Here is a 12,199-nt window from a genome sequence, read left to right on the forward strand (position 1 = left end):
TAGTTTATATCAATGTAATTTCGTAAAACATTGATCATATCATTGTATGATGTTTTTGTAATTAAGGTTCTTCCTCTGCCAGTTAGAATTACACAAGATCCATCAACATCATTAACGGATTCAATATCTGATATTTCAAGAGTAGTAAAACTTCCATCGATTAATTGAATTTGTATTGTCATATATTTATGTTTTTACCCAAATTTATAAAACTTTAATAATATGAAATTGGAGTTTATATTATTAATGCTAAAGAAGTAGTCTTCATTGTTAGATGGGGAGTTTTTGTTTTTTAGGCATTGTAATTTATAATGAGAAGTATTCTCCATACTTACTATTTTCTATATCATTTAGAAAATCTGTAAACATTTTTTGATTTACGATTGAATCTGTTTTTACATTAAATATAATATTTTGGTATTTGGGCTCGTAATAGAAATCACAAATTTCTGAAAAACTTTCATTATAAATGCTTTTCAGAAACTCTTCAATTTCCTTCTTTGTAAATCTTGGATCAGAACTATTAGACATGTTTAATTTAAATTCGGGATACTTTGGAATAAGCTCTTCGATTTTATCGATAATCTTTTGTAGTTCATAAGTAGCTAATGTTCCGCTGAACGTGCTACGTAAATAATCATCTCTATAAACATCTTCGGTCTTATCCCCTCCTGAAGCTATTTTATACACTTTTTCATTTCTTCCAATCCAATATATCATTAAATCGCTGGCATTTTGCATTTGCTTTTTACCCAATGCTTTAATCCCTTTGGTTCTGCCATGATTAAAATCATGATAACCATCGCTAAATTCTTTAAATTGACTCTTGATAATTCTTAATATTTCTTTAATTTCATCAATCTCAGTATTTTCCATGTATTAAAATTTTATCACTCAAGATACTACTTTCCAGAAATATGACCCTTACGGTTTCCCGTAGAGTTATAACTACAATTGTATCCGGGAAAATACGGGGATTATTATGATGCGTATTATAAATAAATATATCTTTTAATGGTGATAATTTTTATATTAAAATATCTAGTGTTAATAGTGGTTTACTTAATGTTTTTATTTCACGCTAATTTATTTTACATAGCTTTTGATACCACAATCCTTTTTATGAAGGTTTTGTTTTTATATATTTAAATGTTCGATTAATTTATATTTCGGATTTTATGTATTCAACCTCCAATACTGGAGGTTTTTTAAATTTTAATGATGCATGACAAACCATGTCGGTTACTTTGTCGTATATAAAACAGAAGTGGTAATACTACAGTGAAAATTATAAGGTTTAAAAATAAAGCTCATGTTTAATTGAGTTTTCATGGTTATTAGTTTTTATCCTCGGAGAGATCCGGGGATTTTTTTGTTTTTTCTCAGGTCCGGTAAAAGATCCCATTCAAACTATTGTTTTATTGTTGTTTAAAATTGCAACAATTTTGTTTCGTGAAATTACGAGGCACCATCAAGGAATCAACACATCCTTATAAAAATACAATGATAATTGAATTTCAGGATGATAAGAAAAAACTGCTTTTTAAAGTGAAATGTTCTTTCAATCCTATGTGATAGAGCTGTAGAATTTCATTGAATACACGATAAAAGATAATTCTGCAACTAAAATAAAAAGGTGTCAGATTTTAAGTTATTGGATACTTATTTTTTAGACTTCCTTCCTCTTGATAATTTCAATATTTGGATTTTGATCGAATTAATGTATTTTTATACAAATTAAAATATGAATATAAAGATAGAAACTGATAAGTTTGAGGTGCTTGCAAGTGGATCCGTAGTTACCAATTTTAAGGATCCACTATATTTTCGTTTATTTGATGGGGCTAGGAATTTCAAGATTATATTTGATTTTATTGGACTAGGAGAAGAGCCTCAAACATTTTATGAGCTTTTAAAAAATGAAGAAAATGTATTTGAAGTTAAAATTCTCACACCTAAACGGCACGATAATACAACCAGCACAAAAAAGCCTCTTCATTTAGCTTATTTTGATGGGAAAAATATTTATTTGAAATTTAGTTTTAAATACAGTTATGATATAAATGAAAAACAAGAATTAACAGATTCTGAAGAAATTGTGTTTCATTATACTTGGTTGCAAGATAAATAGTTATGGCAGAAAATAACAATGGATATGTGATTCAAGACCAGAATGGTTATGTTAATCCTGCACACGAACTTAAAATGAGCAAACAGGTTCAAAGTCATGAACAAATCATATTAACTCAAACTAACCAACACGATCTTGAAGTGCTTGATAAAAAGCATAAGCATGAATTAGACTGTAAGGACAAAGATCTGGGTTGGCTTGGATTTATTTTTGGGGGCAAAGAATTAACTGCTCTAAATATCTCAGGGTTCTTAATATTTTTACTATTAATAATTGGAAGTTGGCTTACGTATGTAGTTTATAATAATAATAACGACATTGACAATGTAGTAAAGATTTGGAGTATTATAACACCAATTGTAACATTAACTTTGGGATATATTTTCGGGAATAAGACTTCAAAAACTAAAAAATAAAATTTTTGAACTTAAACTTCGTGATTAAAATAACCCCTGTTAATGCAGGGGTTTTATTTTGGTAGGGTAATTCTACGGGCATTTAGCGGATCAAGATAGGCAAGCTTTTTCTCAGCTACCATTTTTTCAAATAGTTTATTTCTTTCGGGAATTGGTAAATTTATTAGTTTATCCAGTTCATTTATATCCGTCCCGTTAGATCCGCCATTTACTTTATGATCTTCTTTTACTTTCTCTAGAATTTTCGCTTCTAGCTCTTCTATGTTTTCCATGGAGCAAAGATACTACTCTTTGAAGATAATTTAAGACTCCTCATTTTTTGGCTTAAAATTTCTTCCGGCTCCTTGTCTTAGAAAGGTGACTTTTCCTTGTGTTTGCTTTGCTTTTTCAAGAACTTCTAGTGCTTTTGATCGTTCGTTCATTTTACCTGCATGCGTTATACTACCTTGATTTTCAATTTTTTTCATGTATCAATATAGTGAAAATAAATGACAAAAACAAATGTTAACCATTCCAGGTTTCCATGCTGGGATCTGTTGCGGGTTTCCGTAGAGTTATAACTACAGTCATATCCGTAAATTCCCCCATATCTCTTTTCCCATTCTAAAATTATTTTATGTTAAATCTCTAATTGGAGAATAGTTTATATATTTAATGCGTAATTAAAATTAAAACCATGAAAAATTTCAAAAAAATTTCTAGAGATCAGTTAAAACAAGTAAATGGTGGCGGAGGCCGAGATGGTATTTGTAAACCTCAATACATGTGGGTTTGCGAAGCTACGGGTATTTGTGGACCAGAATCAGATGCTGCTTGTAATTGCTATTGCATTCCAATCGTTTAAGATAAGAATAGATCCCTCACTTTGAGGGATTTTTTTTTGGAATAGAGGAGTGGGATTGCAGACTGTTTTGGTTTGTCGAAAGTTCAAACTCTTCCAACTAAACAACTTCTCGAAAACTTAATTTTTTTTGATAAAAAAATGTTTTTGCAACCTATTATCAATTCAGATAAAACATACAGTTATTTTATTATGTTAAATCTCTTGTTGGGGAATAGTTGTTATATTTGGACTTAAACTAAAATCAAAACCATGAAAAATTTAAAGAAAATTTCAAAATTGAAATTAAAGAGTATTAATGGAGGTGGCAAAGGAGGTCCTTTCAATTGTCCTCCAGGGTATTTTCACTGTCCGCTTCCTTGGGGAAATGAAGGTATTTGTCTTCCTCATGAAAATCATATGGCTTGCCCGGATTTATAAGATACAATCCCTCATTTTGAGGGATTTTTTATTGGAATAGGGTAGTGGTATTGCAGGCTGCTTTGGCTGGTTGAAGGTTTGAGTCCTTCCAACTTACTATTAGTGTATCAAAGTCAATTATTTTGAAGATTATCCCGCTTCAATTCTCTTTCAATTTCATCTATGTCTGGTAGGGGAGAAAGAAAACTTTCTTCAATATATTTTCGGATATTTTCATCAATCTTATTGTTTATCTTTCTGATAAAAAGCTGATTACTGGCTTTTAGGGACTTAATATAATTGAATGTATTCTGTTTATTGGGGAAGACTGATTTCTCAAGTACGGCTCTTTTATCATCATTGATGATGATATCATTAAATGACGTATTCATCAGAACAGTCTGAAAAAATGATTCTGCAGGTAAAAAAGTATGAAAATAGTAATCTTCAAAATCCATTACCATTTGGTTATTGGCTAAAAATGAGCAGGTTTCTCTTGTGAAAATAAACCATTTCCCTCCGATATAAGGGGTCACTCCTTTCATAAATGCTCTTTTATAAATAAGTGATGAAATCATATGGGCCAATTCGGTAAAATGATTCTGTATTCTTTGAAGAGTATCAGGTCTGTAAAATTTCTGATCATAATAAAAAAGATAATTTCGGCCTTTATTGATGGTTAGAAATTCTCGGATAATATTTTGTGACTTAAGGGGATAGTCTTCCCCACTCAGGTTAATAAAATAATCCCATTCCCGGCTTACATTTAGGAGAAATTCCATTGCATTAAGCTCGGCCTGAACCATGCTGAATCCCCCGGAAACGATATTCAGACTGTCCAGAATATAGACATTAGGAAACTGAATGATATAGAGCTGTATTTCTTCTATAATTTTTGATTTAGTTTTTCTATCAATATGGATAAGATAAAACTGATCTCTTGTATAGATCTTCTGAAACATCTCTTTAAACAGTTCAGGCTTATGATGTACCATGATAAAATAAGCAATTCTTACATGTGGAGATGTAGGGGAACCTAAAGTCTTGGGATAAGGTTTTGCTATGGGGGAAGGCGATTGCATACTTAGGATCTTAAAATCATCCGCATTTGCAAATAATTGGGTTGACGTGCGGAAGCTACGAATATATTTTTGATAATCAATCGATTAAATGCGTTTTTTTTATTGTATTTTTGCAAAACATTTATAAAACAGGTCACTGCCTTTGCTATTCTGTAATAGTTTAAAATCACAATTTTTTCTTTCAGTTTTGCTTTTTCAGCTACCAATTTATAATCAGTTTCAACATCAGGAATCAGAGATTATAAAGTTCTATTGTAGATAAAAGCGATATGTTATTGCTGGTTATCAATGATATATTAAGGTCATTATTGTAGCTAAAGCAAGAAAAAAGATAAACAAAACAAGGAATAGTCTTTACTAGTTTGTCAATACACCAACTCAAATTCTGATAATCAGATTTGCTTACAAACTACCGGAAGACCGGAATTTATAATGAGTTTTAAAAATTTAAATTTAATCAACCCAATTATCCGCGCAATGACAGAAGCCGGATATTCTAAGCCTACTGAAATACAGTATACTGCAATTCCGCATATTTTAGCTGGAAGAGATATTGTAGGATGTGCTGAATCGGGTGCGGGGAAAACGGCCGCCTTTGCAATGCCTATTTTGCAACTGCTAAAAAGACATACCCCGGAACATAAAGAAATACGAACTCTGATACTTACCCCGACACGAGAACTGGCGATACAGATAGAAGAAAACCTTGGAATTTACAGTAAGTATTTACCATTGTCTCTACTTTCCATTTATGAAGGTGTTTCTATTGGGAGCCAGCTTGCTGCTCTTAGAAAAAGGGTAGATATTTTGGTGGCAACACCTGGAAGACTGCTGGATTTGATCAGCCATAGGCATATTGATCTTTCTAAAATAGAAATATTTGTCTTGGATGAGGCAGACAGAATGCTTGATAAAGCATTTGTAGATGACGTAAAAAAGATTTTAAAACTGATTTCCCCAAAAAGACAAACCTTACTTTTCTCTAAAACAATGCCGGCAAGTATAAAAAGTATTGCCAAAACGATCCTCAATAATCCTATAGAGGTTATTGTGAACCCTGTTTCTTCTACAGCACAACCTGTTAAGCAGTCACCTTTTTTTGTAGAAAAAGAAAAAAAAACGGATTTACTGGTTGACGGTATAGGGAGAAGTAACCGCTATCTCATTGTGTAATGTAGATAAGCGATTAGAAGGTAAGAATATTCAAAACTGATACGGCTTACTACCTGTCAGAGATTTTTAATAAATAAAATCTGTAAAGTGTACAGATAAAATATACAATTTTTAATAATAATTACAATGCAAGAAGGCACCGTAAAATTTTTCAATGAAGCAAAAGGCTTCGGGTTTATTACTCCGGCAGATGGAAGTAAAGACATATTTGTACATTCTTCAGGATTAAACACTAGAGTGATCCGTGAGAATGATAAAGTAGTTTTTGATGTACAAAAAAGTGATAAAGGTTTAAATGCTGTTAACGTAAAGTTGGCATAATTTAGATCTCAATTACAAGTATGTTAATATAACATCCTTTATAATATTAAGTCTCATATTTTTATATTTTTTTTACAAATTCAAAATCCATACTCTTTAGTATCTGGATATATTGTTTGAAAGAACATTGATGCCAATGAGATTCGTTTTTATTTTCATCATGTTCATTAGCCTCTTACTATATGTGAGAGGTTTTTGAGGGATTTAAATAGATGAGACTTGATATACAATTGTTATCGTGATTATGATAACAATTGTATATATTCTAATTTCTCAAAAGCTTCAGAAAATAATATGATTATTATCAATAGTTTTAATGAGTACAAGGCTCTTGAGGGTCAGATAATTGGAGCTTCTGCCTGGCATAAAATAGATCAGGAGCAGATCGACAGATTCGCAGATGCAACTTTAGATTATCAGTGGATTCATACTGATAAGGAAAAAGCAGAAAAAGAAGGTCCTTTTAAATCTACCATTGCTCATGGTTATTTAACATTGTCTTTGATTCCCTATCTCTGGAAGCAGATTGCAGATCTTAGAAATGTAAAAATGGAAATCAACTATGGAATAGAAAACCTTAAATTTGGTGAAGCTGTTCCGGTAAATAGTGAGGTAAGACTGCAGGCAACTGTAAAATCAGTGATCAACCTTCGGGGAACTGTAAAAGCTGTTGTTGAGGCTAAACTATTAATTAAAGATCATAAAAAACCAGCCTATACAGGTGATGTGGTTTTCCTTTATCATTTTATCAACGCCTCTTAGGTCTCAGATATACTTTGGTTTTCTGTGAAACACAAATCCCAGCGTTGCCGGGATTTTAAATGATGTGGAACATTCTGAGATCATTGATTAATCATTTTGAATCTCCGGGTTTGTGTTTGTGAGGCTTCAGCTCCGGATGCTTCGGTTTTGTTTCCGGCGTTACTCTTCTCCTTCTGTCTGGTGTTCCGTCAGACTTATCAGGCTTTGGACCTGGTTTAATTGCTTTAATGGCTTCCATAATATATTGTATTAGATATACAATGTAAGACCATATTTACTCCTTACATTACGGGAAACCCTATCCTTAGAAACATTTTGTTATAATGTACTGCGTTGGCATATCAATTTTCCTTCATTTTCCAATGAGAAACTTAAAATCTTAATTTCGAATTTTAGCCCTGTAATTACAGTAAAATAATAATGAAAAAACAAGACACTATATGGTGTTTTATTTATATATTTGTCTGGAATAGAAAGGCTGTAAAACAAAGCCTTATTTTCTATATCAGGGTAATTTCATATCTACATTAAGGACAGCCCATATAATAAAATTAAAAGAATATGTTTGGATATCGTACTAAAATAGTTTCTGTTTTCATTTTCCTTCTGGTGACATTTGCAAAAGCACAATTCTATGAACTTTACCAACCCATAGCCGTAGAGCAGTACAAAGGGAAAAACTTTTTGCTTGAGGCAAAAATATGGTATACGAATAGTATGACGAATTCCTCCTGGACGGTTCTGGCTGTAAGGAATGTGGATGCCAATTCTAAGGTGATAAAACAACCCTTTTATAATGATGATGCGGGGGAATATTACAAAAAAAATGAATGGAGCCATTATGAATTGAAAGGAAAAATAGATTCAAATACAAAATTTCTAACGATAGGATTTGCTTTTGCCGGAAATGATAACTATTTCATAGATGATTTGAAACTCTATGTTCTAGATGGTAAAAACAAAATTGAAATCCCGCTGAAGAATGGCGATTTTGAAAATGAAGATCTAAAAGAATGGAAAAACTTCCAGAAAGATGATCATGTAAAAGTGGCGACATCATCAGAAAAATTTTATTCAGGGAAGCAATCGCTCTACATTGATAATTCGAATGTGAAAACAAAGCCGACACTTGGAAATAACGCTGAGATTGGAAAATATGCTGAGGTGAATGGGGTGAAGCTTTATTATGAAATATACGGCAACGGGACACCTGTTCTCTTGCTGCATGGCAATAATTCTTCTATGGGAGCCTTCAGAAATCAATTTGATCCCCTTACCAAAGGTTTTCAGGTGATAGCACTGGACAGCCGCGGACAGGGAAAATCTTCGAGTGACGAAACACCTTTGACCTATGAACTTATGGCTAAAGATGTAAATGCATTCCTGGATCAACTCGGATTAAAAAAAGTAGATATTTTAGGATGGAGTGACGGGGGAAATATTGCCGTTATCCTGGCAAGAGATTATCCGGATAAGGTGAACAAAATGGCTATCATGGGCACTGTCTTATACAATGATGACAGCTCTGTAACGAAAGAGACCAATGTGCTGCTGAAAGAACAGGTGAAAGCCATGAAAGAGCGTGGTATTGCAGAAAACAATATGGATTACCGGTTGAAAATGCTGCTCATCAACGAACCGCATATTGATCCTAATTCTTTAGAGAAAATAAAATCACCAAGCCTGATCATGGCTGGTGAGCACGATGTTGTAAAGGAAAAGCACACCAAACTCATTGCCGAAAAAATTCCCAACAGTAAGTTATTAATTTTTAAAGGAGGTGACCATGAAGCACCCGAAAAAATACCCGGAATTTTCAACAAAGCTGTTGTAGATTTTTTTACCAGTTAAGTTTAGAAATAATCCCTTCACAAATATGGCGAAGGGATTTTATTTTATAGCATTTGCATCTTCAAAGTTAGTAAGCTTCTAGGGAGGAGAGAGTCTGGTGTCAACCAGTTATTTTTTTATATCCGTTTCTGGGAAGCGGCTATTTTGAAAAACTACAGCTAGCAATAGTTTTCAATTAATAATATTCGAATTCTCTTTCTGTTTTTTGTTGTACAATTCCCTTATCGTCTATCAATTCCTCATAAATAGAGTTTGAATTGGCGTCAAGCTTCACATTTTTATAGATAAGCTTAGACTTTTTTTGCTGAATGATATCCTCAAGAAGCATTTCACTTTTTATAGCATTGGTATAAGTGTAGAAAATGGTATTGTTAATCGGGGCTTCATAAAAATTCCCTGTTTCTTCTGTTTTTATAAGACGGTTGTTTTTGTCAAAATAAAACAACTTGGTAAGCGACATCTTATGATCAGCAGCATTTGAAACTCTTTTGTACAGAGAATCGGAAATCTTTTCAAAATAGCCCGTAGTTTCTATCTTTTTATTTCCAGGATTAATGCTTTTGAAGTGGCGTTTAGCTTTATTCTTTGAATCATAGATAAGAAGGTCACTGATCAATCTTTTATCAGGAAATTCGATGGTGGTTGCATTATAACGTTCAACTTTTGTCAGAAAGCCCTCTTTATCGAAATAGGAAATGCTTTTGTTAATGTTCTGAGGTGAAAACGCGATGATCTCTGTCACTTTTTTCGGCTGCCCTGAATAGTTAGAAAATTCCAAGTCATTAATGATGGATTTCCCCTGGCCGCTTACAAGGGTATAGAGTACAATAAACAGATAGCTCAATTTTATTTTCATGTTGTAAGCATTACAGTGTTCTACAATTCCCACTAATGCTCAAATATAGATTTTCTGATTACCAGAAAAGGTTGGGGAAATTAGCGGACAAGAAGATAGATTCCCACACCAATTGCGGTATAAGCAGTAACCGTAAGAATATCAGCGATAGGTTGTGAAAAGCGTTTTTCTGCAATTTTCTCGCTATTGATCTGGTTCTTATGGAATTTCATAATTTTTTTAGCATTACGAACCGGATGTACTACCAGACTATCATTTTCCCATCTGTCAACGATTACTTTATAACTCTTGCCATCCACTTCAATTTTGACATTTTTACCAGAGGCTAATTTCTCCTGAACATTTACCGGAGCAGGTGCCTGTACCGCGTTGAGGTTTTGAGGTGAAGTTGCTGTACCATTCATTTGCGGAGCAGTAGTATTAGCAATCGCTGTATTCTTTTTAGAGTCTTGCTTATTGTCAGCAGTTGGATCTACTTGCTTTTTTATCTGATAAGTATAGCAGCTGGTAAGAGAAAATAATAAAATGATGAGGTATAAATTCTTTCGCATGAGCCAAATTTAAGAATTAAACGGAATATTTGGGAGTTTCTTTTGAAAGTTGCTGTTTTTTTTGAAAATCTCCTGATTTTGAGCCCCTCAAAAATAATCCCTTTAAACATGCTCCATGGTCGGGAGCTCTCGAAGAGTGATGAGATCTGATTTATATCCTTGTCAAGGTTTTAAACCTTGACAAGGATATTTTGCTGTCTATAATGTACGCTCTTACGCTTTGTGATATGTTTGATTTTTAATACAGAAGTTAATATAAGTACTGCTTGCCCACTATTGCGAAATTCCTATAAGACATACGTAATTCTCGTTTGTCCGTCCATTTTAGTTTGTTAAAAGTTAGTTATTAATCTCAATTTTGTTGTAAGCAATCCATCGTTTGAGATTCCCAACCATTCTTTTTAAATGATCTTCATTCAGGAAAATATTGGTCCAATATTCAAATCTGTCGCACTGAACACTGATGTAATAGGTCATAATTGCTAAACATGCGTAGGGTAAAAACTTTTTTTCTTCATCACTTATTTTAGTTACCGTCTCATAACCTTTGACGAAGCTATCTGCTTTTGCTTGATATTCCTCTTCGTTCAAATGGGTCGAAAATAATTGGAATAGGAAATAAGAAATGTCAAAGCATAAATAACCGTTCCCACAAAAATCAAAGTCAAAAAATGTTATTTCTTTTTCATCGTCAATGTGCAAATTGTCAAACCAAACGTCAAGATGAACAGCTCCATATCTCATTTTCTGTTGGTCAATATTGTCCATTTTTAGCGTTAAAAAATCAGAAAGGATTTCTAAAAATTCAATTTCGCTGGTATTTTTACTATAGAATTCTTTTGTTCTTAAAACAGGGTTTTTAAGCATGTTTTGAGCATTGTAAGACATTCTCATCAGTTCGATATTTTTTGTGGTTTGATGAACTTTTGCTAATGCCTGTCCAATTAGAAAGCTTGTTTGAGCTGAAAATTTTGCGGTCTTTGTGCCCTTAGCATACGAAAATAAAACGCCAAATCTTGTACCTTCGGGGGCTTCAATTTCCTGAATGAATTTGTTCGATGTATCAGCTATTGGAAAAGCAACTTGTCGGTCTGCTTCTTTTAAAAGAATTAAAAGTCTTAGCTCTTCTTCAATTTCTAATTGATTCCGCCAATTATGGGTGTAAACTCTAAAAACGAATTTGTTTTCGCCATCATGAACAATATATAAATGATTCATAGCAAGTCGAAATATGCTGCATTCCGTTTTGTCGGTCAGTTCATATTTTCGTTGAATCAGTTTGCCAAGTCCATTGGGTGAAAGTGTACTGTTTATTGTTGGAAATTTCTCTGTCATCAGTTCTTAGTTCGTTATAAAATCTATGCAATTTCGTTAATATTTTTCGGTTTTACCTCTATCATCTCTATAAATATTGTATTGATAATGCCAACAACCACAGAATACAATCGTGTGGTAGCAGGGGGCAGGGTATGGATATAAATGCTTTAGCCTGTCAATTTTAATATTGAATGAGTTACCCTTCAATTTTTTAATAATTACCAGTAAAAAATAGCATTGCTTTCCTTTATTGCACAAAAAAAAGCAGAGAACTATTTGTAGTTCTCTGCTAATTATTAATATATTGAGAAAGAAGCTTTTAAACTTCCTTCTTAATTTATGCTAATTTTACGTTAATTGCGTTAACGCCTTTTGCTCCGTTTTGTACATCAAATGTTACGATATCATTTTCACGGATATCATTGACTAAACCTGAAGTGTGTACGAAAACATCCGGACCTCCATTTGAAGGTGAAATGAAACCAAATCCTTTGGCATC

The 12,199-nt window shown here is 32.9% G+C and carries 17 protein-coding genes; 8 read left to right on the top strand and 9 right to left on the bottom strand.

The features are described from left to right. Positions 1 to 306: 306 nt before the first annotated feature. A complete protein-coding gene (locus DBR39_RS18170) occupies positions 307 to 876 on the bottom strand; it encodes a hypothetical protein (protein ID WP_124535507.1) in 570 nt (189 codons plus the stop codon). Positions 877 to 1,744: 868 nt separating this feature from the next. On the opposite strand from DBR39_RS18170, the gene DBR39_RS18175 reads away from it, so the two are divergent. Together DBR39_RS18175 and DBR39_RS18180 are read left to right on the top strand one after the other, a co-directional pair. Next, positions 1,745 to 2,131: a DUF6864 domain-containing function gene (locus DBR39_RS18175; RefSeq protein WP_124535509.1), complete on the top strand. Its 387-nt coding sequence runs from the start codon at positions 1,745 to 1,747 to the stop codon at positions 2,129 to 2,131. Between the two features lie 2 nt (positions 2,132 to 2,133). Then, positions 2,134 to 2,547: a hypothetical protein gene (locus DBR39_RS18180; protein WP_124535511.1), complete on the top strand. Its 414-nt coding sequence runs from the start codon at positions 2,134 to 2,136 to the stop codon at positions 2,545 to 2,547. A gap of 53 nt (positions 2,548 to 2,600) precedes the next feature. Here the strand turns inward: DBR39_RS18180 and DBR39_RS18185 are convergent, their stop codons facing one another. After that, positions 2,601 to 2,819, bottom strand: coding sequence for a hypothetical protein (locus DBR39_RS18185; protein ID WP_124535513.1), 219 nt, complete (start codon positions 2,817 to 2,819; stop codon positions 2,601 to 2,603). A 30-nt stretch (positions 2,820 to 2,849) separates the two neighbouring features. Then, positions 2,850 to 3,014: a hypothetical protein gene (locus DBR39_RS24360; protein WP_153816317.1), complete on the bottom strand. Its 165-nt coding sequence runs from the start codon at positions 3,012 to 3,014 to the stop codon at positions 2,850 to 2,852. A 209-nt stretch (positions 3,015 to 3,223) separates the two neighbouring features. Here DBR39_RS24360 and DBR39_RS24365 point away from each other — a divergent pair, with 209 nt between their 5' ends. Together DBR39_RS24365 and DBR39_RS24370 are read left to right on the top strand one after the other, a co-directional pair. Continuing rightward, positions 3,224 to 3,391, top strand: coding sequence for a bacteriocin-like protein (locus tag DBR39_RS24365; protein ID WP_185147223.1), 168 nt, complete (start codon positions 3,224 to 3,226; stop codon positions 3,389 to 3,391). A gap of 249 nt (positions 3,392 to 3,640) precedes the next feature. Further along, entirely contained in the window at positions 3,641 to 3,808 is a 168-nt protein-coding gene (locus DBR39_RS24370; protein ID WP_153816318.1) for a hypothetical protein, read from the top strand. Positions 3,809 to 3,921: 113 nt separating this feature from the next. Here DBR39_RS24370 and DBR39_RS18190 read toward each other — a convergent pair whose 3' ends face one another. Further along, the gene (locus DBR39_RS18190; protein WP_124535515.1) at positions 3,922 to 4,869 is read right to left on the bottom strand and encodes a beta-1,6-N-acetylglucosaminyltransferase; all 948 of its coding nucleotides are present in this window, start codon (positions 4,867 to 4,869) and stop codon (positions 3,922 to 3,924) included. 477 nt (positions 4,870 to 5,346) lie between these two features. Here DBR39_RS18190 and DBR39_RS18195 point away from each other — a divergent pair, with 477 nt between their 5' ends. The 3 genes from DBR39_RS18195 to DBR39_RS18205 all read left to right on the top strand — a co-directional run bounded on the left by DBR39_RS18195 (position 5,347) and on the right by DBR39_RS18205 (position 7,125). Next, on the top strand, positions 5,347 to 6,042 hold the full coding sequence (locus DBR39_RS18195; RefSeq protein ID WP_228447865.1) for a DEAD/DEAH box helicase: 696 nt from the start codon (positions 5,347 to 5,349) through the stop codon (positions 6,040 to 6,042). Positions 6,043 to 6,168: 126 nt separating this feature from the next. Next, on the top strand, positions 6,169 to 6,363 hold the full coding sequence (locus tag DBR39_RS18200) for a cold-shock protein (RefSeq protein WP_114821793.1): 195 nt from the start codon (positions 6,169 to 6,171) through the stop codon (positions 6,361 to 6,363). Between the two features lie 294 nt (positions 6,364 to 6,657). Then, positions 6,658 to 7,125, top strand: a complete 468-nt coding sequence (locus tag DBR39_RS18205) for a MaoC family dehydratase (RefSeq protein WP_124535517.1) — start codon at positions 6,658 to 6,660, stop codon at positions 7,123 to 7,125. Positions 7,126 to 7,216: 91 nt separating this feature from the next. Here the strand turns inward: DBR39_RS18205 and DBR39_RS24375 are convergent, their stop codons facing one another. Next, complete coding sequence (locus DBR39_RS24375) at positions 7,217 to 7,363, bottom strand: hypothetical protein (RefSeq protein ID WP_185147224.1); 147 nt, start codon at positions 7,361 to 7,363, stop codon at positions 7,217 to 7,219. A gap of 323 nt (positions 7,364 to 7,686) precedes the next feature. Between DBR39_RS24375 and DBR39_RS18210 the strand changes: the two genes are divergently transcribed. Beyond that, positions 7,687 to 8,976, top strand: coding sequence for an alpha/beta fold hydrolase (locus DBR39_RS18210; protein ID WP_124535519.1), 1,290 nt, complete (start codon positions 7,687 to 7,689; stop codon positions 8,974 to 8,976). 175 nt (positions 8,977 to 9,151) lie between these two features. Here DBR39_RS18210 and DBR39_RS18215 read toward each other — a convergent pair whose 3' ends face one another. From DBR39_RS18215 to DBR39_RS18230, 4 genes are all read right to left on the bottom strand, one after another. Then, positions 9,152 to 9,832, bottom strand: coding sequence for a hypothetical protein (locus tag DBR39_RS18215; RefSeq protein WP_124535521.1), 681 nt, complete (start codon positions 9,830 to 9,832; stop codon positions 9,152 to 9,154). Between the two features lie 80 nt (positions 9,833 to 9,912). Then, positions 9,913 to 10,383, bottom strand: a complete 471-nt coding sequence (locus tag DBR39_RS18220; RefSeq protein ID WP_124535523.1) for a hypothetical protein — start codon at positions 10,381 to 10,383, stop codon at positions 9,913 to 9,915. A 339-nt stretch (positions 10,384 to 10,722) separates the two neighbouring features. Continuing rightward, a complete protein-coding gene (locus DBR39_RS18225) occupies positions 10,723 to 11,718 on the bottom strand; it encodes a phosphotransferase (protein WP_124535525.1) in 996 nt (331 codons plus the stop codon). A 319-nt stretch (positions 11,719 to 12,037) separates the two neighbouring features. Beyond that, a partial coding sequence (locus tag DBR39_RS18230) for a cold-shock protein (protein ID WP_148089919.1) occupies positions 12,038 to 12,199 on the bottom strand: 162 nt, incomplete at its 5' end.

It is taken from the genome of Chryseobacterium sp. KBW03 (assembly GCF_003852415.1).
Taxonomy (GTDB): domain Bacteria; phylum Bacteroidota; class Bacteroidia; order Flavobacteriales; family Weeksellaceae; genus Chryseobacterium; species Chryseobacterium viscerum.

Bases quoted from the DNA above. Each gene is read 5' to 3' on its own strand.
- DBR39_RS24360 (WP_153816317.1), bottom strand. From the start codon at position 3,014: ATGAAAAAAATTGAAAATCAAGGTAGTATAACGCATGCAGGTAAAATG.
- DBR39_RS18175 (WP_124535509.1), top strand. From the start codon at position 1,745: ATGAATATAAAGATAGAAACTGATAAGTTTGAGGTGCTTGCAAGTGGA.
- DBR39_RS18215 (WP_124535521.1), bottom strand. From the start codon at position 9,832: ATGAAAATAAAATTGAGCTATCTGTTTATTGTACTCTATACCCTTGTA.
- DBR39_RS18195 (WP_228447865.1), top strand. From the start codon at position 5,347: ATGACAGAAGCCGGATATTCTAAGCCTACTGAAATACAGTATACTGCA.
- DBR39_RS18210 (WP_124535519.1), top strand. From the start codon at position 7,687: ATGTTTGGATATCGTACTAAAATAGTTTCTGTTTTCATTTTCCTTCTG.
- DBR39_RS18170 (WP_124535507.1), bottom strand. From the start codon at position 876: ATGGAAAATACTGAGATTGATGAAATTAAAGAAATATTAAGAATTATC.
- DBR39_RS24365 (WP_185147223.1), top strand. From the start codon at position 3,224: ATGAAAAATTTCAAAAAAATTTCTAGAGATCAGTTAAAACAAGTAAAT.
- DBR39_RS18205 (WP_124535517.1), top strand. From the start codon at position 6,658: ATGATTATTATCAATAGTTTTAATGAGTACAAGGCTCTTGAGGGTCAG.
- DBR39_RS18190 (WP_124535515.1), bottom strand. From the start codon at position 4,869: ATGCAATCGCCTTCCCCCATAGCAAAACCTTATCCCAAGACTTTAGGT.
- DBR39_RS18225 (WP_124535525.1), bottom strand. From the start codon at position 11,718: ATGACAGAGAAATTTCCAACAATAAACAGTACACTTTCACCCAATGGA.
- DBR39_RS18180 (WP_124535511.1), top strand. From the start codon at position 2,134: ATGGCAGAAAATAACAATGGATATGTGATTCAAGACCAGAATGGTTAT.
- DBR39_RS18220 (WP_124535523.1), bottom strand. From the start codon at position 10,383: ATGCGAAAGAATTTATACCTCATCATTTTATTATTTTCTCTTACCAGC.
- DBR39_RS24370 (WP_153816318.1), top strand. From the start codon at position 3,641: ATGAAAAATTTAAAGAAAATTTCAAAATTGAAATTAAAGAGTATTAAT.
- DBR39_RS18200 (WP_114821793.1), top strand. From the start codon at position 6,169: ATGCAAGAAGGCACCGTAAAATTTTTCAATGAAGCAAAAGGCTTCGGG.
- DBR39_RS24375 (WP_185147224.1), bottom strand. From the start codon at position 7,363: ATGGAAGCCATTAAAGCAATTAAACCAGGTCCAAAGCCTGATAAGTCT.
- DBR39_RS18185 (WP_124535513.1), bottom strand. From the start codon at position 2,819: ATGGAAAACATAGAAGAGCTAGAAGCGAAAATTCTAGAGAAAGTAAAA.